This is a genomic window from Halomonas sp. KM-1 (assembly GCF_000246875.1).
GTDB lineage: Bacteria > Pseudomonadota > Gammaproteobacteria > Pseudomonadales > Halomonadaceae > Halomonas > Halomonas aerodenitrificans.
On sequence record NZ_BAEU01000079.1, the window covers coordinates 15868 to 38471 of the forward strand.

Here is a 22604-nt window from a genome sequence, read left to right on the forward strand (position 1 = left end):
GGAGTTTACGAGGTGTAAATGAGTACTTTGAGCTGATTTTTAACGCTGTATGGCCAAGCGCAGGCAGTTTTCAGACATAGCTAGATCCAGCCGATGACTTTCAGGGCAAATACCCCCAGGGTGATGGTCACGCTGGCCATCAGCGTGGTCAGGGCGATGATGTTGGCCGAGAGGGCCGCATTGCCACCCATCGCCTTGGTCATGACGAAGGCCGCGGCCGCCGTCGGGCTGGCGAAGAACAGGAACAGTACGCCCAGTTCGCGCCCCTCGAAGCCGGCCAGCCAGGCAGCGAAAATCGCGATGAGGGGCAGGGTGATCATCTTCATCAGACTGGCGCCCATGGCCAGGCCGCCCGAGGCCCTGATCGAACCCAGCGACAGGGTGGCGCCGATGCAGATCAGCGCCAGTGGCAGCGTCAGCGAGGCGAAGTACTGTCCCGAGGTCATCGCCCAGCCGGGCAGGCGCAGCTCCAGCGCCGCTACCGGGATGGCGGCGACCACGGCAAGGATCAGCGGATTGCGGGCGATATGGCTGGCGATGCTGCGCCAGTCTGCGCTCTTGCCTTCCTGATAGGTGGCCAGCACGATGACCGAGAAGGCGTTGTAGGTCAGGATCACCACGCCGAGCAGCAGGCCGCCGGCGGAAAGCCCGTAGTCGCCGTACATGCCGGCCGCCAGCGCCAGGCCGACGATGCCGCAGTTGCCGCGAAACGCGCCCTGTACGTAGACGCCGCGGTCGGCATAGGGCACGCGCAGAATGGCCCAGCCCCAGGAGAGCAGGAAGCTGCCTAGCGTGGCCAGGGCGAAGAAGGCCAGCATGGCGGGGTTGAGCGTGGTATCCAGGTCGGCGCGAATGATGCTGAGGAAGATCAGCGTCGGCATGGTGGCCTTGAACACCAGGCTCGAGGCGGTGGAGATGAAGGCCTGATCGATCCAGCCCAGGCGCTTCAGGCCCAGGCCGATGAAGACCATGGCGAAGACCGGCAGGGTGATCTCCAGGGTGGCGAAAAAGAGTTCGTATAGGCCCATGTCAGCGTGCGAGCCACAGGCCGACGACGATGGCGACGGTCACGGTGACGAAGAACACACGGTTGCGCGTACGAGTATCGCGAGGGGAGCGAGGCATGACGGGACTCCAGAACAGGGCGAACGGTATGAAGCGGAGGTCGACTTGGCGGAATAGAGTAAACCCGTTAGCCTGCTATCGCCACTGCCGGCCAGCTCCGACTCCGGATTCTCCTCATGACTGAACGTTCCACCGCATCGCGACCGCGCCTGGTCTTCGCACACGCCAACGGTTTTCCCGGCATGAGCTACCGTAGCCTGCTGGCTCCCTTGCATGAGCGCTTCGACATTCACCCCGTCGACCGCCTGGGTCATCATCCCGACTACCCGGTCGGCGCCAACTGGCTGGCGCTGCGCGATGAGCTGCTCGAGCACGTGCTCGACGATGACGGCCCCGTCGTCGGGGTGGGGCACTCCATGGGCGGCGTGCTGATGGCCATGGCGGCGGAGCATGCGCCGCAGCGCTTTCGCTGCGTGGTGATGCTCGACCCGCCGTTGATGCTGGGACTCGATGCCTGGAGCATGAAGGTGGCCAAGCGCTTTGGCTTCGTCGACCGGGTCACGCCGGCGGGCAAGAGCCACGGTCGCCGGGCATCCTGGCCCGATCGTGAGGCGATGGCCAATCACTTGCGTCGTCGCGGCCTGTTCCGCCGTTTTACTCCTGAAGCCCTGTACGACTATGTGGAAGGCGGCACGCGGCTACGTGACGACGGCGGTGCCGAACTGATCTACGACCCGGCGATCGAGACCGAGATATTCCGCAACCTGCCCGATCACCTGACGCGCCTGCCGCGCCGGCTCAGAATTCCCTTCGGCGTGCTGGTCGGCAGCGACTCCGATCTGATCACGCCCAGGCGGCGCCGCCGGCTGGCTGCCCACGGCATTCCGCTGGCACCGGTGCCGGGTACCCATATGTTTCCCATGGAGCACCCCGAGGAGACGCGGCAGGCGCTGCTGGCGATGCTCGACGAACTGCTGGAGGGTGAGGTATGAGCGAGGCGCAACCCCTGACCCTGGCAGGCGGTCGCCTGGCGGCACTCGCCTGGGGCGAGCCGAGCGCACCCACCTGGCTGGCACTGCACGGCTGGCTGGACAACGCCGCGAGCTTCTCCCGCCTGGCACCGCTGCTGTGCGATGGGCTCGGTGTGCGCATCGTGGCGCTGGACTTCTCCGGTCACGGCCATTCGCGGCATGGGGAAGGCGACTACGCCCTGTGGGACTACTGCCACGACCTGCTGGATGCTGCCGACGAGCTGGACCTCAGGCGCGTGAGTGTGTTGGCCCACTCCATGGGAGCGGGAGTGGCCTGTCTCACCGCGGCGGCGCTGCCGGAGCGCATCGAGCGACTGGTCCTGATCGATGGTCTGGGCGCCGTCACCACGTCTGCCGAGGAGAGCGCCGCTCAACTGCGCAAGGGGTTGCGTGCCGCCAGACGCCCGAGGTCGGCGGCGCCGCGCTATCCTGATAGCAGTACCGCCGTGGCGGCACGTGTGGCCGGTGGCGTGACACCGATCGATGCCGAAACCGCGACGCCGCTGGTGGAGCGCAACCTGATGTGGGAGGCCGATGGCCACGTGCGTCTGCGTACCGATGGCAGGCTGCTGTGGCCTTCACCGCTACGCCTGAGTCCGGAGCAGGTGTTGGCCCTGCTCGGCGCGATCCAGGCGCCGGTGCTGTTGATCGAGGGCGAGAAGGGCATACTGGCCGAACGTGAGAACGCCCAGGCGGCGCGTGCGGCAGTCCCTCATCTGATGCGACAGGTATTGCCGGGCGGACACCATCTACATCTGGAGCCTGACAGCGTGGCCGCGGTGGCGCGAGCCATCGAGACGTGGCTGGAACCGCGTCGAACATGATCCCGGGAGAGGTGAGATGAGCAGCAGTCAGGCGGTGGAACAGGGCAAGCGCGTGGCGCTGACGCTAGGCAGCGGCGGGGCGCGCGGCTACGCCCATATCGGCGTGATCGAGGTGCTCGAGGCGCGGGGATACGAGATCGCTGCCATCTCCGGCTGCTCCATGGGTGCGGTCATCGCCGGTGTCCATGCCGCGGGGCAGCTCGAGGCCTATCGTGACTGGGTCTGCAAGCTCGACTACTTCGACGTGCTCAAGCTGGTCGACGTCACCTGGAGCCCGATGGGGGCGATGCGGGCCAGCAAGGTGATGAGCAAACTCGAAGAGCTCATCGGCGACATCCAGATCGAGGAGCTGCCGATCCCGCTGACCACCGTCGCCACCGATCTGGCGCGGCAGCGTGAGGTGTGGTTCCAGTCGGGCCCGCTGCTGCGTGCGATCCGTGCCTCCATCGCCATACCGGGGGTCATCACGCCGGTGCACATCGGCGACAGCACCCTGGTGGACGGCGGCCTGCTCAACCCGCTGCCGATCACGCCGACGGTATCGTCTCATGCCGATATGATGCTGGCCGTCAACGTCACCGCCCACAGCGCCCGGCCGGTGACGCTGAACGATCTGATGCCCACCGAAGAGCAGGAGATGGTGGAAGCGCAGGCCGTGGCCAAGGGCTGGATGGACGTGCGCGGTGCCACGCGCTGGCTATTCGAAGGGTTCGGCGCTGCGGATCAGGAAGCCAGTATGGCGGACGGCAAGAGCGAGCGCGCGTCCAACGGGCGACGGGCCTGGGGCCGGCTCGACATGATCCTGGCCTCTTTCGACATCACCCAGGCGTCGCTGGCCAAGTACAAGATTGCAGGCTATCCCCCAGATGTGCTGATCGAGGTGCCCAAGACGGTATGCGGGGCCTTCGAGTTTCACCGCGCCGAGGCGCTGATTCGCCTGGGGCGTCACCTTGCCATGGAAGCGCTGGACCGCTACGAGGGGCGCACGCATACCGGCCACGGCGGTTCTGCCGGTATTATTGTCGAGCCGCCGCAGATGCCGGTCGACCGCGAGTCGGGAGGTGGGCAGGCAAGCTAGAAGGCTTGCCCACGGCGGCGCAACAGTACATAAACGGCGCCGGTGCCGCCATCGCTCTCCCGCGCCGAGCAGAACGCCAGCACCGTCGGCCATTCGCGCAGCCAGGTGTTGACGTGGCTCTTGATCACCGGGTAATCCGCCGTGCTGCCCCACGCCTTGCCGTGAACCACCAGCACGCAGCGCATGCGACTGCCCACCGCCTCCTTGAGAAAGCTTTCCAGCTCCAGACGCGCCTCGTCGAGGCTGTAGCCGTGCAGATCCAGCCCTGCTTCCCAGGCGATCTGGCCGCGCTTCAGCTGGCTGCGGGTGCGGTAGGGCAGGTCGGGCAGAGCGAAGTCGAGGAATTCCGAAGGGCGCACCGGCTCCACACGGCCATCGCTGGTGCGACTGGCGCTTTCCGCCGTATCGGCTGCCACCGCCGCAGCGCGACGTTCCGCTGCCGCCGGGTCGCGACGCTTGGGCCGCCCCGGGTCGGCACGATTGACGGCAATGCGGCGCACGCCGGCCTCGCGCAGCGCCTGGCGAAAGGCGTTGCTGTCGTCGTCATCGTCGTCGGGCGGGCGGCGTTGGCTCATGCGGGGCTCGGGTGGTGTCGTCGAGCGGCCAGTATAACGGCCTGAGCGCGGCTGTGAACCGCCAGTCGCCGCGGGTACAATCGGGTCATCGAACCCAACCGACTGTGCAGGACCTTTCGTGGCCAACTCCACCGATTCCCGCTCGACCCTGACCCTGGACGACGAGGCGCTGTGTCGCGACCTCCTCACGCTGCGCGACTACCTGCGCTGGGCCGCCAGCGAATTTCATCTGGCCGGCCTGCATCACGGCCACGGCACAGACTCCCCCTGGGACGAAGCCGTGGCGCTGACGCTGGGCGCCCTGCACCTCCCCTGGAACGTCGATCCGGCGGTGCTCGATGCACGCCTGCTGCCCGTGGAGCGAGCGCGTATCGTGGCGCTGGTGCGTGAGCGCATCACCTCGCGCCGGCCGCTGCCCTATCTGCTGGGCGAGGCATTCTTCGCCGGTTTTGCCTTCGACGTCGACGAGCGGGTGCTGGTACCGCGTTCGCCCATCGCCGAGCTGATCGAGAGTGGCTTCGCCGCCTGGTTCCCCGAGGAGCCGCCGGCGCGGGTGCTGGATCTGTGCACCGGCTCGGGCTGCATCGGCATCGCCGCGGCGCTGCACCTGCCCACCTGCGAGGTGGACCTTTCCGACATCAGCACCGACGCCCTGGCCGTGGCCAGGCAGAACATCCAGCGCCACGACCTGGGCGCGCGGGCGCGGGCGGTGCTCTCCGACCTGTTCGAGGGGCTGGCCGGCCAGCGCTACGACCTGATCGTCTCCAACCCGCCCTATGTCGATGCCCGCGATCTTGCCACCATGCCCGCCGAGTATCGTCACGAGCCGGCGCTGGCGCTTGGCGCCGGGGCCGACGGCCTCGACATCGTGCGCCGTATTCTGCGCGAAGCGCGGCGCTACCTGACCGATCACGGCGTGTTGATCGTCGAGGTCGGCAACTCCGACCGTCATCTGGAAGCAGCCTTCCCCGAGGTGCCTTTCCTGTGGCTCGACTTCGAGCGCGGCGGGCAGGGCGTGTTCGCCCTCACCGCCGCGGAACTCGACGCCCATGCGGCGTCCTTCGTCTGATCCAACCCTACGATATCGGGAGGCACGCCCATGTCCGGCAATACCTTCGGCAAGCTGTTCACCGTCACCACCTTCGGCGAGAGCCACGGCCCGGCGCTAGGCGCCATCGTCGACGGCTGCCCGCCGGGGCTGCCGCTCAGCGAAGCCGATCTGCAGCACGACCTCGACCGCCGTCGTCCCGGCACTTCAAGGCATACCACCCAGCGTCGCGAGCCCGATCAGGTGCGCATCCTCTCCGGGGTGTTCGAGGGTGTAACCACCGGTACCGCCATCGGCCTGTTGATCGAGAACACCGACCAGCGCTCCAAGGATTACGGCAACATCAAGGACCAGTTCCGTCCCGCCCACGCCGACTACACCTATCACCACAAGTACGGCGTTCGGGACTATCGCGGCGGCGGTCGTTCCAGCGCCCGGGAAACCGCCATGCGCGTGGCTGCCGGGGCGATTGCCAAGAAGTACCTGGCCAACCAGGGCATCAGCGTGCGCGGCTACATGAGCCAGCTCGGCCCGCTGGAGATCGCCTTCAAGCAGTGGGAGTCGGTCAACGACAATCCCTTCTTCTGTCCCGACCCCGAGCGCGTGCCCGAACTCGAGGCCTACATGGACCAGCTGCGGCGCGATCAGGACTCGGTAGGTGCCAAGATCACCGTGGTGGCCGAAGGGCTGCCGCCGGGGCTGGGCGAGCCGGTGTTCGACCGCCTGGACGCCGACCTGGCCCACGCTCTGATGAGCATCAATGCGGTGAAGGGGGTGGAGATCGGCGACGGCTTCGCCGCGGTGGCACAGCGCGGCAGCGAGCATCGCGACGAGATGACGCCCGAGGGGTTTCTCTCCAACCATGCCGGAGGCGTGCTCGGCGGTATCTCCTCGGGGCAACCGTTGATTGCGCATCTGGCGCTCAAGCCCACCTCCAGCATCACCCTGCCCGGGCGTAGCATCGACGTGAGCGGCAACCCGGTCGAGGTGGTGACCAAGGGTCGCCACGATCCCTGCGTGGGCATCCGCGCCACGCCAATCGCCGAGGCGATGATGGCGCTGACGCTAATGGATCATCTGTTGCGTCACCGGGCGCAGAATGGTGACGTGAGGGTCGGGACGCCGGTCTTGCGTTGAGGAGCGTCGGCAGCGGGTGCGTTGCGTCTGGAGCCGAGTTGCTACACTGAGAGCACACTGAAGCAGAGATGAGCCATGAAGATAAACGTCGAGTTCGACCTGACGCCCGAGGAGTTCCGTCGTGCCCTGGGCCTGCCCGATGTGGAAGCCTTTCAGCAGGAGCTGCTCAACCGGATCCAGAAGCAGATGGAGTCCGGCGTCGAGGGTTACGACCCCATGAGTCTGATGAAGCCTTTTCTGCAGCAGGGGTTTACCCAGGACATGAGCCAGGGGCTCTCCCAGGGGCTGGCCAGCTTCGGCACCTATCAGCAGATGATGCTCGACATGCTGCGCCAGGCCGGCAGTTCGATGGGCAAGGCGGCACAGGAGCCTGCGGCGGACGGTGAATCAAAGCGCGCGGAGAGGCCGGCCAGCAATACGGGTACGGCCAAGGCGCGCTCGCGTTCTCGGCGTTCGGAGTAGTAGACGCTCATCGTTCTGCGGAAAGTGCAAGGGTATTGCAGCGAGAGCCAGGGCAGGCTACGATTTGTGCGGTGCAGCATGAGTGCCGCGTCAGATCGCGCCCGGCGTTTTGCGCTGGTATCGGAGGCGGCTGAAGACTTGGCCGATACCGGTGCACGCTGCTCCCCGCATGTTCACGGTCCACAGGAGGTTGCCCCCATGCAGGACAAGATGCTTGATGACTTCAATCAGCAGACGCGGCGGTTCTTCGAACCCATGCGCAAGCTCAACTCGCTGATGCTCGGCAATATGGAGAAGATGACCGAGTACCAGCTCGAGGCGATGAAACGCTACAGCCAGATGGGCACCGAGCGCATGCGCAGCGCTTCCGAGATTCGCGATGCCCAGGACCTGCAGGCGTTCGGTGCCCAGCAGGCCGAGATGATGAACGAGCTATCGCGGCAGATGATGGAAGATGCTCAGGCGCTGGGCGAAATGAGCCAGCAGTTCCGTGCCGAGCTGGAGCAGCTGTTCGGCGAGGTCAGTCAGGAACTGAGCGATACGGCCAAGCAGGCGGAAGCGAGTGCCAAGCCGGCCGCATCGGCTAAGACCGACGCTCAGGCCAAGACCGACGCTCCGGCCAAGGCCACGTCGCGCAAGAGCTGAAAGCCATTCGACCGCTTCGGGGTCGGTAGTCGCCGACCTCTCCACGGGGCTGATGTCTCGCTCCGTGGAGGCGCTCGGTCGGGCGCTCGCATCGAATCGAAGAAGAAGGTTCTCATATAGGAGAGGGCGATGCAGTCAGGGGACGAGGTGTTCTCCCAGGCCGAACTGGAAGAGTGGAACGAGCAGCTCAGGGAGATGGGGCAGCACTATCAGGCCCTGATGCAGGAACTGCTCGAGCGCATGGCGCCCGATGCGGCCGCCGACTCCATTCAGGCCGACATGCGCGAGGCCTTCCAGGCCGGCGCCGAGTCGCTGATGCGCAATCCTCAACTGCTGTGGCAGACCCAGGCGCGCCTCATCCAGGATCAGTATCAGCTGTGGCAGCAGGGTCTGCAGGCGCTGAACGGGAACTTGGGTGAGCCGCTGGTGGTACCACCCAAGAACGACCGGCGCTTCAAGGACGACGCCTGGCAGCAGGAGCCGTTCTATCGGGCTATCCTGCAGCAATACCTGCTGTTCTCCGGTGCCGTGGAAGAACTCGTCGAGCAGCTCGATGGCCTGCCCGAGAAGCAGAAGCGCAATCTGGCGTTCTATGCCCGCCAGATGGTCAATGCCATGGCGCCGACCAACTTCGTCACCACCAACCCCGAGGTGATGCGCCGTACCCTGGAGACCAAGGGCCAGAATCTGGTCGAGGGGCTGGCTCAGCTGCGCCGCGACCTGGCCAACTCCGCCGACGGGCTCAATGTGGCCATGACCGACCGCAGCGCCTTCGAGATCGGACGCAACATCGCCGTGACGCCCGGCTACGTGGTTTACGAGAACGAGCTGATCCAGCTGATACAGTACACGCCGACTACCGACACGGTGTTCAAGACGCCGCTGCTCGTCGTGCCGCCCTGGATCAACAAGTACTACATCCTCGACCTGCGTCAGGACAACTCGCTGGTCAAGTGGCTGGTGGATCAGGGCCACACCGTGTTCCTGATCTCCTGGCGCAACCCCGGCCCCGCGCAGCGCGACCTGACCTGGGCCGACTACATGCAGATGGGACCGGTCGCCGCCATGGAGGCCATCGAGCAGGCCTGCGGCGAGAAGTCGGTCAACCTGCTCAGCTACTGCATCGGTGGCACCCTGACCGCGTCCACCGTGGCCTACCTCACCAGTACCCGGCGCGGGCGCAAGGTCAAGTCGGTCACCTACATGGCCACGCTGCAGGACTTCCGCGATCCCGGCGAACTCGGCGTACTGCTCAGCGAGCCGATCCTGCAGGGGATCGAGGCGCGCATGGATCAGGACGGCTACCTCGATGGCCGCTCCATGGCTTATACCTTCAACCTGCTGCGCGAAAACGACCTGTTCTGGTCCTTCTATGTCAGCAACTACCTGAAGGGCGAGAATCCGGCGCCGTTCGACCTGCTCTACTGGAACACCGACGGCACCAACCTGCCGGCCGGCACCCACGGCTGGTATCTGCGCCACATGTACCTGGAGAACCGACTGGTGGAACCCGGCGGCGTCGAGCTGGACGGGGTCAAGGTCGACCTGCGCAAGATCTCCACGCCGAGCTATTTCGTCTCCACCAGCGAGGACCACATCGCCAAGTGGAACAGCACCTATTACGGTGCGCTGCTGCCCAAGGGGCCGGTCACCTTCGTGCTGGGCGGTTCGGGCCACATCGCCGGTATCGTCAACCCGCCTGCGCGCAACAAGTACGGCTACTGGACCAACGGCGAGCTGCCCGACGACCACGAATCCTGGCTTGCCGGCGCCGAGTTCCAGGAGGGCTCCTGGTGGCCGCACTGGCAGCAGTGGATGACCGCAGGCGGCTACGCCGATGCCGACAAGATGGTGCCGGCACGCCAGCCGGGCGAGGGCGAGCTCAAGCTGCTGGAAGAGGCGCCGGGTCGCTACGTGCGCATGACCATTCCCGAGGTGCTGGGCGAGGTACCGGCCAAGCCGGAGTGATCCACCCGGAGTGAGCTACCAATGCCCAACGCAACGAGGCCCGCTGATGCGGGCCTCGTCGTTTTCTGGGTCTGGAGATATAGCCTAGAATCGCCGTCGGCGGCGCTGCGGCAACCGCAGTCCCGGCAGCACCAGCAGCGCGCTGAGTAGCCACACCGGCCAGCTGCCGGTGCGAGTGAAGGGCGTCAAGCCCTGCATCGGTACGGCCTCGGCGAGCAGTGCCACGGTCTCGAACTGAGGCGCTCTGGCCACCACCTGACCATACTGGTCGATGACGGCGGTCACCCCGTTGCTGGTGGCGCGCACCACGTAGCGGCCGTTCTCCAGCGCCCGCAGGCGGGCCATCTGCAAGTGCTGCAGTGGACCGATCGACTCGCCGAACCAGGTGTCGTTGGACACCGTCAGAAGCAGTTCGCTATCGCGGGCCTGCTGGGCCACCAGATCGGCGTAGATGATCTCGTAGCAGATGGCGTTGCCGATCACCGTGCCGGCGGCACGGATTGGCCGCTGCCCCGAGGGGCCGGGGGTCATTGCCGGCATCGGCAGGTCGAAGAAGGCGATGGTGCCGCGCAGCCAGCGCTCCAGCGGCAGGTACTCACCGAAGGGTACCAGGCGCTCCTTGCGGTATTCGCCTTCGGCGTTGCCCAGTCCGATCACGCTGTTGTAGTAGAGTCCGCGGCCCTCGCGCTGGAGAATGCCGGTCAGCAGGGCGCTGCCCGGCACCAGATGGGCCTGGGCCCGGGCCAGCAGCGGTTCGGCCTCGTCTTCGAACATCGGCAGCGCCGCCTCGGGCCAGACGATCAGGTCGGCGTCGTCGGCGTAGGCCCGGGTCATCTCCAGATAGGTATTGGCGGCGATGCGCTGACCCTCGGGGGTCCACTTGATCAGTTGGTCGAGGTTGCCCTGCAGCAGAGCGACCCGCAGCGGCTCGCCTGCCGGCTCGGTCCACTGGGTCGGCAACGTCAGCGGGACCAGCCACATGGCGGCGATGGGCGCGGCCGCCCACCAGCGGCGACGCAGGAATTCCGCGCCTAGGGTGCCGCTGAGCGCAACGATCAGCGAGAGCAGATAGACCCCGCCAATGGGCGCCCAGGGCGCCAGCGGCGAATCGACGTGGGAGCTGCCCAGCAGCAGCCACGGGAAGCCGGTGAACAGCCAGGTGCGCAGCCATTCGCCCAGTACCCAGGCGCCGGCGAAGGTAAGAAAAGCCAGGCGCTGACCGCACAGCAGGCGGCAGAGCCATAGCGCCGCGGCAACGAACAGCGCCATGGCGCAAACGAACAGCACGGTGAGGAAGAGCGCCAGCGGCATCCCGGTGTAGCCGTAGTCGTGGATCGACACGTAGACCCAGGAGGCACCGGAGCCGAACAGGCCGACCCCGTAGCACCAGCCGAGGAAGGCGGCCTGGCGCGCCCCCAGGGGCCGAATTGCCCAGTAGACGAGCCCTGCGGCCAGCGGCCCCAGCCACCACAGTTCGTAGGGCGAGGCAGTCAGCGTGGTCAGAACGCCAGCAACGAGCGCGGCCAGATAGCCGAATACAGGCGTCGGACGTTTGTTTGTCATGGGAGTTGGCATCCTGAGGCAGCCGGATCAATCCTGGGGTGGAGTTGCTTCGTCCTGCAGAACGGCTTCCAGCAGGCGTATGCGCCGGTTGTCTGCATTGAGCACGGTGAAGCGCCAGCCGCCGAGCTCGGTATGCTCGCCGCGCCCGGGCAGGTGGCCGAAGCGCTGCATCACCAGCCCGCCGACGGTATCGAACTCATCGTCGGAGAAGCGCGTGCCGAAGCGCTCGTTGAAGTCCTCGATCGGGGTCAGTGCGCGAATGGCGTAGCGCCCCTCGCCGAGGGTGCGGATGTCGTCGTCCTCGTCGGTGTCGTGCTCGTCCTCAATGTCGCCGACGATCTGTTCGAGGATGTCCTCGATGGTGACGATCCCGGCGGTGCCGCCGTACTCGTCGACCACCACCGCCATGTGGTTGTGAGTGTCGCGAAACTCCTTGAGCAGGCTGTTGAGCCGCTTCGATTCCGGCACGAACATGGCGGGGCGCAGCACGTCCTCGAGGGAGAAGCGCTCACGCTCCTCGGCGGGACGGTTGAGCAGCTTGAGCAGATCCTTGACCAGCAGCAGACCCTTGACCTCGTCGAGGTTCTCGCCGATGACCGGATAGCGTGAATGACCGGTCTCGTTGATCAGCGCCAGGTACTCCTCGGCAGGCTGGTCCACGGCGATGGCGGCCACCTGGGAGCGCGGGATCAGCACCTCACGAACCTGCTGGTCGCTGATCTGCAGTGCGCCTTCGATGATCATCATGGCGTCCTGGTCCAGCTTGAGGCGGGTGGCCGCTTCGCGCAGGAACTCCATCAGCTCCTCCCTCGAACTGGGGCCTTCGCTGTCCCCCGAGAGGGCGCCGAGCAGTTTGTCGAGCCATGACCTTCCGCTTTGGCTGCTCGTTCGGTCTTCACTCATCGCTAGAGTCTCTCGTCCATGCTGTCGTCTTGTTGTTCGGGGTGATCCGCTGCATAGGGGTCGGCAATGCCGAGGTCCGCCAGGATGTCGCGCTCGAGCTGCTCCATCGCCTCGGCTTCCTCATCCTCGAGGTGATCGTGACCGAGCAGGTGCAGCATGCCGTGCACCACCAGATGGGCATAGTGATGTTCGAGTCGCTTGGACTGCTCGGCGGCTTCGCGTTCCACCACCGGATGGCACAGCACCAGATCGCCGAGCAGCGGCAGCGCGATGCCGGGCGGGCCATCGAAGGGAAAGGAGAGCACGTTGGTCGGCTTGTCGCGACCGCGATAGTCGCGATTCAGCGCCTGGCCTTCGTCGGCATCGACGAAGCGCACGGTTACCTCGTGGCGCGTCTCCCCCGGAAAGCGTGCCAGCACGGCGGCGACCCAGTTCTCCAGCGCTGCCTGTGCCGGCAGTTCCCGGTCGGATAGCGCAGCCTGGCGGTCGACGATGGGCGCCGGGGTCATCATCTTATGCCGTCATCCCTGTTGCGTTCACGCTCCTGGCGCAGGGCCTCGCGCTCGCGTTCGCGGGCTTCGCGGCGGGCGCGCTCCTGCACTTCCTGCTCGGCCTCGAAGCTCTCGTAGGCCTCGATGATGCGCTGCACCAGCGGATGACGCACGACGTCCTTGGCGGCGAAATGCGTCACCCCGATGCCGGCGGTGCCCCTGAGCACCTCGAGCACCTGGATCAGCCCGGAGCTCTGGCCGCGGGGCAGGTCGACCTGGGTCACGTCGCCGGTGATTACCGCGGTGGAGCCGAAACCGATGCGGGTGAGGAACATCTTCATCTGCTCGCGGGTGGTGTTCTGGCTCTCGTCGAGAATGATGAAGGCGTTGTTCAGGGTGCGTCCGCGCATGTAGGCCAGCGGAGCGATCTCGATCACCTGGCGCTCGATCAGCTTGCCCACCTGCTCGAAGCCGAGCATCTCGTAGAGCGCATCGTAGAGCGGGCGCAGGTAGGGGTCGATCTTCTGGGCCAGATCGCCCGGCAGGAAACCGAGCTTCTCTCCCGCCTCCACGGCCGGACGCACCAGCAGGATGCGACGCACCTCCTGCTGGTTGAGCGCTTCCACCGCTGCGGCGACGGCCAAGTAGGTCTTGCCGGTGCCGGCCGGGCCGATGCCGAAGTTGATGTCGTGCTGGCGAATGCTCGCGACGTAGTTCTGCTGGTTCTGCCCGCGGGGCTTGATCAGGACCTTGGGCGTACGCAGTAGCACCTCGCCGTCGGCGGGACCTTCCTCTTCGTCCAGCGCTTCACGCCCTGACTCCTGCAGGAACAGGTGCACGGTATCCGGTGACAGCGGGCTGGCTTCGGCCTCGCGATAGAGGTGCTCCAGCACGTTGGCGGCGGCCTTGACCCGATGGCCGGGACCAGCCAGTTGAAAGACGTTGCCGCGGTTGCGCAGGGTGACGCCGAGGCGTGATTCGACCAGTTTGAGATGCTCGTCCCTTTGGCCGCAAAGGTTGGCGAGACGCTGTGGATCGTTGGGCTCGAGGCTCAATGTGATGATGCGGTTGGCCTGTGCGGCGTGTTGACTCAAGGTGTCGGAATCCATGCGTTGCGTGTATTGGCTCCCAGCTTAATGCCCTGCCTTTCGGCAGGGCAATGCTTTCGACTCACGTTGCCCGTCTGCGGACGGATAACATGCCTGCCTGCCCTCATTGTAGCGTCGGGGAAGCCAGTTCGCCGCGCAGTGAATTGGGCAGTGCCTCGGTGATGGTAACCTCGACGAAGTGGCCGATCAGCTCGGTGGGGTTGGCGGCGCTGAAGTTGACCACGCGGTTGTTCTCGGTACGCCCCGACAGCTGCCCGGGGTCCTTGGGTGAGAAACCGCTGACCAGGATGCGCTGCGTGGTGCCCACCATGCGCCGCGAAATCTGCATCGCCTGCTGGTTGATGCGATCCTGCAGGATCGCCAGACGCTGCTTCTTGACGCTCTCCGGGGTGTCGTCGGGCAGTGCCGCGGCCGGTGTGCCGGGCCGCGCCGAATAGACGAAGCTGAAGGAGTGGTCAAAGCCGATGCGATGGATCAGGTCCATGGTGGCCTCGAAGTCTTCCTCGGTCTCACCGGGAAAGCCGATGATGAAGTCGGAAGAGAAGCTGATGTCGGGGCGCAGCGCACGAATGCGCTCCATTTTCTCCACGTACTCCTCGACCGTGTGGCCGCGCTTCATGGCGGCGAGGATACGGTCGGAGCCGGCCTGAACCGGCAGGTGCAGGTGGCTGACCAGCTCGGGAATCTCGCCGTAGGCCTCGATCAGGCTGTCGCTGAACTCCACCGGGTGCGAGGTGGTGAAGCGAATACGGTCGATGCCCTCCACCGCCGCCACGCAGGCGATCAGCTCGGCCAGATCGATCTCGTCGCCGAGCCGGTTCTCGCCGCGGTAGGCGTTGACGTTCTGGCCCAGCAGGTTGATCTCGCGCACGCCCTGATCGGCCAGGTGGATCACCTCGTCCATCACCGCCTCGAACGGGCGCGATACCTCTTCGCCGCGGGTATAGGGCACCACGCAGAAGGTGCAGTACTTGGAGCAGCCTTCCATCACCGAGACGAAGGCGGTCGCACCGTCGGAGCTGGGCTTGGGCAGGTGGTCGAACTTCTCGATCTCGGGAAAGGTGACGTCGACCACCGAAATCTGATTGTCGCGGCGGGCATCGAGCATCGCCGGCACCCGGTGCAGGGTCTGGGGGCCGAACACCATGTCGACGTAAGGCGCGCGCTTGCGCAATGCCTCGCCTTCCTGGCTGGCCACGCAGCCGCCTACGCCGATCACCAGATCGGGGTTGGCCTCCTTGAGTTTCTTCCAGCGGCCGAGCTGGTGGAAGACCTTCTCCTGGGCCTTCTCGCGAATCGAGCAGGTATTGAGCAGGATGACGTCGGCCTCGCCTTCGTCGTCGGTCAATTCGAGCTGATGAGATTCGCCGAGTAGATCCGCCATGCGTGCGGAGTCGTACTCGTTCATCTGGCAGCCGTGGGTCTTGATGAAGAGTTTCTTCGCCATAGGATAGAGGGTCGGTCGTCCGACGCGTGCGTCACCGGTGAGTGGAGTGTCGCGGGAATAGGCCTTGTGGCCGTCCTCGAAGGTGGCGGTATTATACGGAAGCCAGCCTGATGGGGCCAGTAGGGCACCGCGGCCCGGGACGCCTGTGGTACGCTAGCCCCTTGGCGGTCCCGTAGCGGGACATCTAATTCGCGCAACCGAACGTTGAGGACAGACGGCCTTATGGCGGCCAAGCCGATCTATCGGGTGGTTTTCCACCAGCAGGGTGAAGTCTGGGAGCTCTATGCCAGGGAGATCTACCAGAGCGAACTTTGGGGTTTCATCGAGGTCGAGGAATTTGTCTTCGAGGACGGTTCGAAGCTGGTAGTCGATCCCTCGGCCGATCGCCTGCGTCACACCTTCGATGGCGTCAAGCGCAGCTATCTGCCGCTGAACGCCATCGTGCGTATCGACGAGGTCGAGCGTGAGGGACCGGCCAGGGCCGTCAAGAGCGAGGGGCGCATTGCGGAGTTTCCGCGTGGTCCGATGCTGCCGCCGAAGAGCGAGCGCTGACAACAATGAACGCAGGGAACGGCATGCCCGCGGTCTGCTCAGGAAATGACCATCCTCTCGCAGGCCAGTGCCGGGGTGCCAGACAGCCGCCTTTCCAGCGGTTTTCCCGGGGTTTATCCACAGATCCTGTGGATAGGCCAGTGAAAGAGAGATTTTGCCAAGGGTTTGTCGATGGCAGGCCCGCGGCTTTGATAGCCAGGACACCGGCATGAAGCATCGATTCAGATTTTTTCTCGCAGGCGTCGCGCTTAGCGTGTCGGCGCTGCCGCTGCATGCCCAGCAGGCGGAAGACAACGCGCGTTGGGTTTCCGATGAGTTGACTACCTACGTGCGCAGCGGCCCGACCGACGGCTATCGCATCGTCGGTACCCTGACGGCCGGCGAGCCAGTTACTTTGCTCGAAACCAGCGGCAACTACAGCCGAGTCGAAAACGGTGACGGCAGTCGTGTATGGATACTGAGCAACGAGCTGCAGTCGTCGCCGAGTGCGAGCTACCAGTTGCCGCGCCTGGAAGCGCAGGTGGCAGAGCTCGAGGCTGAGCTGGGCGGCATCAACGAGACCTGGGAGAACCGGGTCTCGGCCATGACCGAAACCCTCGACGTGCGCGAGCAGCGCATCGCCGAGCTGGAAGCGCGTAACCGCGAGCTCGACAGCGAGGCTGACCGCTCGCGTAGTACCATCCGCCAGCTCCAGGCACGTCTGGACACCCAGGAAGAGGACCTGCTGATGCGCTACTTCATGTACGGCGGTGGTGTGGCCGGGGCTGGTCTGCTGGTCGGGTTGATCGTTCCCCACCTGCCGCGCAAGCGGCGCAAGCGCGACCGCTGGTTCTGATGACGAGGCATGGACGATGACGCGTGAATGGCTCGACCGCTGGCGCGAGGGTCGTATCGGCTTTCATCGCCACGACACGCATCCGGCGCTGTTGCGCCACTGGCCAAGGCTGAAGATACGCGCGGGCACCAAGGTGCTGGTACCGCTGTGTGGCAAGAGCCTGGACATGCGCTGGCTGGCCAATCGCGACCACCCCGTGCTGGGCATCGAGCTGTCCCGGGAGGCGATCGAGCAGTTCGTCGACGAGGGTACCGGCGAGGTGTCTCGTTACCAGCAGGGGCCGTTTGCGATTTGCCGTCAGGGCAGCGTGGAGCTGTGGTGCGGCGACTTCTTCCATTTTCATATCGATCAGGCGGCCGAGATCGGTGCCTTCTATGATCGTGCCGCGCTGATCGCTCTGCCGCCCGCTACCCGCCAACGCTACGCTTTTCATCTCGCGCAGCTGATTCCGCCCGGCATGCGCGGGCTGCTGATCTCGCTGTCGCGCGCACCGGGAGACGAAAGCGCCGGTCCGCCCTATCACGTGCCGGCCGATGAGGTTCGCGAACTGTTCGAGCCCAATTTTCAGGTCGCTCACCTGGAAGATGGCGAGCCGGAAGCGGGCAGTGGGTTTCGCGAGAGCGTGTGGGCGCTCACCCGGCGCGGGCCTTTGACTTGAGTGGCAATCGTGGGTGGTATCAAACGTCAAAGGGCCGTCCGGTGGGCGGCCCTTTCGCATGGTGCGGCTGGGCATGATGTGGCCTGAGGCCAAGAGGCTCAGCGGGCCAGCAGCTGGGCCAGCTCCGGATCGCTGAAGGCGCGATCCAGAGCGTCGCCGATCAGGTCGTTGAGCATGCGGCGGTTGGCGTCACGCCCCGGACGCACCGCGTAGCTCTGGGTGCGGCGAGCGGTGTAGGTGCCGGTGTAGGTGGTGCCCTGGTTGGTCACTTTGACCTCGAGTACCGCTTCCATCCGTGCTTCATCGATGACCGGGCGGTTCTCGCCACGCTCGTAGCCGAGGTGCAGCATCGTGACCGTCAGGCCCGGGCGACCGCTACCCGGCTCGCTGGTCGGTGAAAAGCCCATGTCGCGAACGGCCCGCTCTGCCTCGCGCTGCAGGTTCGGTATCAGCTCGTGGGCGCTGACGGTAATCACTGCCGTAGACATGGCGCTGCCGGTGCGAGTGCCGATCACATCGCTGTCGCGCTCGTCCACGGCGGCTACCGTTACGGCCTGGCCGCTGCCTGTCTGGGGAACGGCGGTGCTGCGCTGTGGGTTCAACTGGAGGTAATGGGGGCTGGCGCAGCCGGTCAGCAGGGCGGTGGCCAACAGAACGGCTGCGGCACACAAGGCATTACGTCGATTCATTCTCGCTCCCGGATTCGTCTTGCGGGGCCAGGGGGTGGCCCGAGCTTGGCCGTGCGTGAAGCGTATAAGAGTGCTCGCTTCAGTCACTTGCGCAGTATATCGCCAGCGCGTTGCGGGCAACAGCGTTGCGCCAGGCGTAGGCATTACGGTTACACTCTGTTTTTCACTCGACGAAGATCGAGCTTTTCGCCTCTCAGGAGAGGAAGATACTGCATGATACGCCCTGCCACGACCGAGGACATTCCGCAGCTCGTCGACATCTGGCTGCGTGCCTCGCTGCTGGCCCATGACTTCATCCCCGCCGGGTTCTGGCGCGAACGCGCCGAAGACATGGCGAACCTCTACCTGCCCGGTGCGGAGACCTACGTGCTCGAGGCCGCCGGGCGCGCCGTGGGATTTGCCGCACTCAACGACGAACACCTTGAGGCGCTGTTCATCGATCCTGAGCTGCAGAGCTTCGGTCACGGCACCCACCTGATGGCCCATGCCATGAGCAAGCGGGAGCGGATTACCCTGTGCGTCTATTCACGTAACGTGCGTGCCGTCTCCTTCTATCACCGCCTGGGCTTCAAGATTCTCGAGGAGCGCACGGAGCCGCTCAGCGGTGAGAAGGAGACGCTCATGGTCTGGTCGCGGACGCCAAGCGAGGCCGACTGATGCCCCTCAGCTCACCGTTTCGGGGGTGGGGGCGGTCTGCTGGGTGCGCTCATCGGGAAATCGATGCCAGCGCCGGGGAATGGCGTACAGACGCGTGCCGCGGGTGAGATGGAGCCTTTCGTAATCGGCGTGGCTCACCGTGGCCAGCCAGGGTTCGCCCAGCCAGTCCGCCTCCAGCTCCACACGCACTTCGGCTCCCACCGGCGAGATAGCGGTCACGCACACCGGCAGGTGGGCGTGCTGCGTAGCGCTGGGTGCGAGTTCCAGCTCGTGGGGGCGCAGCAGCAGCTCTTCGGGACCATCCTCGAGGTCCACGGCCAGACTGGCGTCACCGCAGGTCAGCACACCGTCGCGCACCGTGCCTTCGAGGTGATTGACGTCGCCCAGGAACTCGAACACGAAGCGATTGGCTGGATGACGATAGAGTTCGTCGGGGGTGTCGATCTGCTCGATGCGACCGTTGCTCATCACCACCACGCGATCGGAGAGCTCCAGCGCCTCCTCCTGGTCGTGGGTGACGAACAGGCTGGTGAAGTTGAGCTCGTCGTGCAGGTGGCGCAGCCAGCGGCGCAGCTCCTGGCGCACTTTGGCATCCAGCGCGCCGAAGGGTTCGTCGAGCAGCAGCACGTCAGGGCGCAGTGCCAGGGCGCGCGCCAGCGAGACCCGCTGCTGCTGACCGCCGGAGAGCTGGGCGGGGTAGCGGTGGGCCATGTGCTCGAGCTTGACCATCTCCAGCAGGCGATGCACCCGGCTGCGGATCTCGCCGCTCGAAGGACGGCTCTTGCGCGGCATCACCGTGAGACCGAAGGCCACGTTGTCGAACACCGTCATGTGCCGGAACAGCGCGTAGTGCTGAAAGACGAAGCCAATTCTCCGGTCGCGCACGTGCAGGTGGGTCACGTCGCGCTCGCCGAACAGAATGCGGGCGCCGGTGACGTTGTCTGCCGTCTCCAGTCCGGCAATGATGCGCAACAGAGTGGTCTTGCCGGAACCGGACGGACCCAGCAGGCCGACCAGCTCGCCTTCGGCGATGTCCAGATCGATCGGCTCCAGCGCCTGGGTTCTGCCGAAGTGCTTGCCGATCTCGTGAAGGCGGATGCTCATGAGTGAACCTCCCGGCGCGCAGCGCGCCATTCCAGGCCGGCCTTGGCGACCAGCGTGAGCAGGGCAATCAATGCCAGCAGCGATGCGCTGGCAAAGGCGCCCACGGTATTGTAGTCCTGATAGAGCTGCTCCAGGTGCAGCGGCAGGGTGTTGGTCTGGCCGCGGATGGCGCCGGAGACCACGGAGACGGCGCCGAACTCGCCGACCGCCCGGGCGTTGGTCAGGATCACGCCGTAGAGCAGCGCCCAGCGGATGTTGGGCAGCGTGACCCGGCGGAAGATCGTCCAGCCCGGGGCGCCCAGGGTCACGGCGGCCTCTTCCTCGCGGGAGCCCTGGGCCTGCATCAGCGGGATCAGCTCGCGGGCAACGAACGGGCAGGTGACGAAGATGGTCACCAGCAGGATGCCGGGCCAGGCGAACATCAACTGGATGTCGTGGCCGTCCAGCCAGCTGCCCAGCCAGCCGGTGCGGCCGTAGAGCAGCAGGTAGACCAGCCCCGCCACCACCGGGGAGACGGCGAAGGGAATGTCGATCAGGGTCTGCAGGATGCGCCGCCCCGGGAAGCGGAAGCGGGTCACCAGCCAGGCCAGCGCCACGCCGAACACCAGGCACACCGGAATCGTCAGCACGGCGATGAACAGGGTCAGCTGGATCGCCGCCAGGGTGTAGTGGTTGGTGACGTTGGCCCAGAACACGTCGATGCCCCGGGCGAAGGCCTGGGCGAAGATCGCCACCAGCGGCAGCAGCAGGAACAGCGCCGCCAGCACTACGGCGGCGCCGATCAGCAGGCGCCTAACGGCGACGCCATCTCCGATTCGTTGCATCAGCCGTGTCCTCCATGCAGGCGCTTGATGAAGCGGCCCTGCCAGATGTTGATGGCGAGCAGCAGGGCCAGCGAGACGAGCAGCACCACCGAGGCGATGGCCGAGGCGCCGGCGTAGTCGTACTCCTGCAGGCGCACGAAGATCATCAGCGCGGTGATCTCGGTCTCGTAGGGCATGTTGCCGGCGATGAAGATGATCGCGCCGAATTCACCCAGCGAGCGCACGAAGGCAAGCCCGGTACCGGTCACCAGGGCCGGCCACAGGTGCGGCAGGATCACGCGGCGAAAGCCGGTGAAGTCCGAGGCGCCGAGGGTAAGCGCGGCCTCGTCCATCTCGTGGGGCATGTCCTCCAGCACCGGCTGCACCGTGCGCACCACGAAGGGGATGCTGGTGAAGGACATGGCCAGGGCGATGCCCACCCAGGTGTAGGCCACCTGCAGCCCGAGTGGTTCGAGCAGTTGCCCCATCCAGCCGTTGCTGGAGTAGAGCGTGGCCAGGGTGATGCCGGCCACGGCGGTGGGCAGGGCGAAGGGCAGGTCCATCAGTGCATCGAGCAGGCGCTTGCCGGGGAAGGTGTAGCGCACCAGTACCCAGGCCAGCAGCAGGCCGAAGGCGGCGTTGACGATGGCTGCCACGGCGGCGGCTCCAATGGTCACCACGTAGCTTGCCACCACCCGCTCGTTGGTGATGATGGCCCAGTACTCGGCCAGGCTGAGCCCCGCCAACTGGCCGAACAGGCCGGTCATGGGCAGCAACAGCATCAGCGAGACGAAGGTCAGGCTGATGCCGAGCGACAAACCGAAGCCCGGCAGCACCCGCTTGGGGGTGCTGCCGAGGCCGATGGCGAAGGAACGACTACTCATCGTGTCTCGCTTGCGTCGGGCATGTCAGGCGCCGTCGCTATCAGCGGCGGCGTTGCAGCTGGTCGAGCAACCCGCCGCTACCGAAATGGGTTTCCATCGCTTCTTCCCAGCTGCCGGCAATGTCTTCTACCAGCAGCAACTCGGTCTCGGGGAAGTGATCGGCGAACTCTTCGACGACCGTCTCGTGATGCACGCGATAGTTGAAGCCGGCCAACTGACGCTGGGCCTCTTCGCTGTAGAGGTACTCCACATAGGCTTTGGCCAGGTCGAGATTGCCGTTACGCTCGGCGTTGGGCTCGACCACCGCCACCGGGAACTCGGCCAGGATGCTGACCGGCGGCACGATCACTTCGTAGTCGTCCTCGCCGTACTCCTGGCGAATGTTGTTGACCTCGGACTCGAAGCTGATCAGCACGTCGCCCAGACCACGCTCGATGAAGCTGGTGGTGGCGCCGCGACCGCCGGTGTCGAACACTGCCACGTTGCGCAGGAAGGTGCGCATGAAGTCGTGGATCTGCTCTTCATCGCCGTCGAACTGCTGCTGAGCGAAGCCCCAGGCGGCCAGGTAGGTGTAGCGGCCGTTACCGGAGGTCTTGGGATTGGGGAAGACCATGCGCACGTCTTCACGCACCAGATCGTCCCAGCTCTCGATGCCCTTGGGGTTGTCCTTGCGCACCAGGAAGGCGGTGGTGGAGTAGTAGGGCGAGGCGTTGTTGGGCAACTGCTCCTGCCAGTCCTCGGCCACCAGGCCGGCATCGGCCAGCACCTGCACGTCGGTCACCTGGTTGTAGGTCACCACGTCGGCACGCAGACCCTGCAGAATGGCACGGGCCTGAGCCGAGGAGCCGCCATGGGACTGCTGAATGCCGATCTGCTCACCGTGCTCCGCCTGCCAGTGGTCGCGGAACTCAGGGTTGATCGCGGCGAACAGCTCGCGGGCGATGTCGTAGGAGGAGTTGAGGATCTCGCGCTCGGCAGCCACCGCTGGCGCTGCCAGGCCAAGACCCAGGGCAGCGGCGATCAGGGTGCGGCGAAGAGAGGGAAGTCGCATGGGACGTCTCCGGCAAAGGGAACTT

Annotated in this window: 24 protein-coding genes; 12 read left to right on the top strand and 12 right to left on the bottom strand. The window is 65.6% G+C overall.

Annotation, left to right across the window (positions count from 1 at the left end; translation table 11 throughout):
* Positions 1 to 80 precede the first annotated feature (80 nt).
* Positions 81 to 1028 carry an AEC family transporter gene (locus B8115_RS08465; RefSeq protein ID WP_010627353.1) on the bottom strand — a complete coding sequence of 316 codons (948 nt, stop codon included), beginning with the start codon at positions 1026 to 1028 and terminating at the stop codon, positions 81 to 83.
* 213 nt (positions 1029 to 1241) lie between these two features.
* On the opposite strand from B8115_RS08465, the gene B8115_RS08470 reads away from it, so the two are divergent.
* The 3 genes from B8115_RS08470 to B8115_RS08480 are packed head-to-tail and all read left to right on the top strand — an operon-like array spanning position 1242 to position 3998.
* A complete protein-coding gene (locus B8115_RS08470) occupies positions 1242 to 2057 on the top strand; it encodes an alpha/beta fold hydrolase (protein WP_010627354.1) in 816 nt (271 codons plus the stop codon).
* Entirely contained in the window at positions 2054 to 2920 is an 867-nt protein-coding gene (locus tag B8115_RS08475) for an alpha/beta fold hydrolase (protein ID WP_010627355.1), read from the top strand. Before B8115_RS08470 ends, B8115_RS08475 begins: the two co-directional genes overlap by 4 nt.
* Positions 2921 to 2936: 16 nt before the next feature.
* Entirely contained in the window at positions 2937 to 3998 is a 1062-nt protein-coding gene (locus B8115_RS08480; protein WP_010627356.1) for a patatin-like phospholipase family protein, read from the top strand.
* Here the strand turns inward: B8115_RS08480 and B8115_RS08485 are convergent.
* Positions 3995 to 4573, bottom strand: a complete 579-nt coding sequence (locus B8115_RS08485; protein WP_010627357.1) for a Smr/MutS family protein — start codon at positions 4571 to 4573, stop codon at positions 3995 to 3997. The genes B8115_RS08480 and B8115_RS08485 overlap by 4 nt on opposite strands.
* A 118-nt stretch (positions 4574 to 4691) precedes the next feature.
* Here B8115_RS08485 and prmB point away from each other — a divergent pair, with 118 nt between their 5' ends.
* The 5 genes from prmB (at position 4692) to phaC (ending at position 9833) form a co-directional block, all read left to right on the top strand.
* Positions 4692 to 5642: a 50S ribosomal protein L3 N(5)-glutamine methyltransferase gene (gene prmB / locus B8115_RS08490; protein ID WP_010627358.1), complete on the top strand. Its 951-nt coding sequence runs from the start codon at positions 4692 to 4694 to the stop codon at positions 5640 to 5642.
* Positions 5643 to 5672: 30 nt separating this feature from the next.
* Entirely contained in the window at positions 5673 to 6758 is a 1086-nt protein-coding gene (gene aroC, locus B8115_RS08495) for a chorismate synthase (protein WP_010627359.1), read from the top strand.
* Positions 6759 to 6833: 75 nt separating this feature from the next.
* On the top strand, positions 6834 to 7220 hold the full coding sequence (locus B8115_RS08500; protein ID WP_010627360.1) for a DUF6489 family protein: 387 nt from the start codon (positions 6834 to 6836) through the stop codon (positions 7218 to 7220).
* A 198-nt stretch (positions 7221 to 7418) separates the two neighbouring features.
* Positions 7419 to 7865, top strand: a complete 447-nt coding sequence (locus tag B8115_RS08505) for a phasin family protein (RefSeq protein WP_010627361.1) — start codon at positions 7419 to 7421, stop codon at positions 7863 to 7865.
* A 129-nt stretch (positions 7866 to 7994) separates the two neighbouring features.
* Positions 7995 to 9833 (top strand): class I poly(R)-hydroxyalkanoic acid synthase, encoded by a 1839-nt coding sequence (gene phaC, locus B8115_RS08510; protein ID WP_010627362.1) that lies wholly within the window; start codon positions 7995 to 7997, stop codon positions 9831 to 9833.
* Between the two features lie 84 nt (positions 9834 to 9917).
* Here the strand turns inward: phaC and lnt are convergent, their stop codons facing one another.
* The 5 genes from lnt to miaB form a co-directional block, all read right to left on the bottom strand.
* Entirely contained in the window at positions 9918 to 11396 is a 1479-nt protein-coding gene (gene lnt / locus B8115_RS08515) for an apolipoprotein N-acyltransferase (RefSeq protein WP_010627363.1), read from the bottom strand.
* 27 nt (positions 11397 to 11423) lie between these two features.
* Positions 11424 to 12299, bottom strand: coding sequence for an HlyC/CorC family transporter (locus B8115_RS08520; protein WP_035590543.1), 876 nt, complete (start codon positions 12297 to 12299; stop codon positions 11424 to 11426).
* Positions 12300 to 12301: 2 nt separating this feature from the next.
* The gene (ybeY, locus tag B8115_RS08525; RefSeq protein ID WP_010627365.1) at positions 12302 to 12811 is read right to left on the bottom strand and encodes an rRNA maturation RNase YbeY; all 510 of its coding nucleotides are present in this window, start codon (positions 12809 to 12811) and stop codon (positions 12302 to 12304) included.
* Entirely contained in the window at positions 12808 to 13884 is a 1077-nt protein-coding gene (locus tag B8115_RS08530; protein WP_026037985.1) for a PhoH family protein, read from the bottom strand. The genes ybeY and B8115_RS08530 overlap by 4 nt, the downstream gene beginning before the upstream one ends.
* Before the next feature lie 118 nt (positions 13885 to 14002).
* Positions 14003 to 15346: a tRNA (N6-isopentenyl adenosine(37)-C2)-methylthiotransferase MiaB gene (gene miaB / locus B8115_RS08535; RefSeq protein WP_010627367.1), complete on the bottom strand. Its 1344-nt coding sequence runs from the start codon at positions 15344 to 15346 to the stop codon at positions 14003 to 14005.
* Positions 15347 to 15568: 222 nt separating this feature from the next.
* On the opposite strand from miaB, the gene B8115_RS08540 reads away from it, so the two are divergent.
* From B8115_RS08540 to B8115_RS08550, 3 genes are all read left to right on the top strand, one after another.
* Positions 15569 to 15898, top strand: coding sequence for a DUF1820 family protein (locus tag B8115_RS08540; protein ID WP_010627368.1), 330 nt, complete (start codon positions 15569 to 15571; stop codon positions 15896 to 15898).
* 208 nt (positions 15899 to 16106) lie between these two features.
* The gene (locus tag B8115_RS08545; protein ID WP_010627369.1) at positions 16107 to 16733 is read left to right on the top strand and encodes a TIGR04211 family SH3 domain-containing protein; all 627 of its coding nucleotides are present in this window, start codon (positions 16107 to 16109) and stop codon (positions 16731 to 16733) included.
* A 16-nt stretch (positions 16734 to 16749) separates the two neighbouring features.
* Positions 16750 to 17391: a thiopurine S-methyltransferase gene (locus B8115_RS08550; RefSeq protein WP_010627370.1), complete on the top strand. Its 642-nt coding sequence runs from the start codon at positions 16750 to 16752 to the stop codon at positions 17389 to 17391.
* Positions 17392 to 17489: 98 nt separating this feature from the next.
* On the opposite strand, the gene B8115_RS08555 is transcribed toward B8115_RS08550, so the two are convergent.
* Positions 17490 to 18080, bottom strand: coding sequence for a YajG family lipoprotein (locus B8115_RS08555; protein WP_010627371.1), 591 nt, complete (start codon positions 18078 to 18080; stop codon positions 17490 to 17492).
* Positions 18081 to 18293: 213 nt separating this feature from the next.
* Between B8115_RS08555 and B8115_RS23585 the strand changes: the two genes are divergently transcribed.
* Positions 18294 to 18737, top strand: coding sequence for a GNAT family N-acetyltransferase (locus tag B8115_RS23585; protein ID WP_010627372.1), 444 nt, complete (start codon positions 18294 to 18296; stop codon positions 18735 to 18737).
* Between the two features lie 6 nt (positions 18738 to 18743).
* Here the strand turns inward: B8115_RS23585 and B8115_RS08565 are convergent, their stop codons facing one another.
* The 4 genes from B8115_RS08565 to cysP are packed head-to-tail and all read right to left on the bottom strand — an operon-like array spanning position 18744 to position 22579.
* Positions 18744 to 19841, bottom strand: coding sequence for a sulfate/molybdate ABC transporter ATP-binding protein (locus tag B8115_RS08565; RefSeq protein ID WP_010627373.1), 1098 nt, complete (start codon positions 19839 to 19841; stop codon positions 18744 to 18746).
* A complete protein-coding gene (gene cysW / locus B8115_RS08570) occupies positions 19838 to 20665 on the bottom strand; it encodes a sulfate ABC transporter permease subunit CysW (protein WP_010627374.1) in 828 nt (275 codons plus the stop codon). The genes B8115_RS08565 and cysW overlap by 4 nt, the downstream gene beginning before the upstream one ends.
* On the bottom strand, positions 20665 to 21528 hold the full coding sequence (gene cysT / locus B8115_RS08575; protein ID WP_010627375.1) for a sulfate ABC transporter permease subunit CysT: 864 nt from the start codon (positions 21526 to 21528) through the stop codon (positions 20665 to 20667). Before cysT ends, cysW begins: the two co-directional genes overlap by 1 nt.
* A gap of 40 nt (positions 21529 to 21568) precedes the next feature.
* The gene (gene cysP / locus B8115_RS08580; RefSeq protein WP_010627376.1) at positions 21569 to 22579 is read right to left on the bottom strand and encodes a thiosulfate ABC transporter substrate-binding protein CysP; all 1011 of its coding nucleotides are present in this window, start codon (positions 22577 to 22579) and stop codon (positions 21569 to 21571) included.
* Between the last annotated feature and the right edge of the window lie 25 nt (positions 22580 to 22604).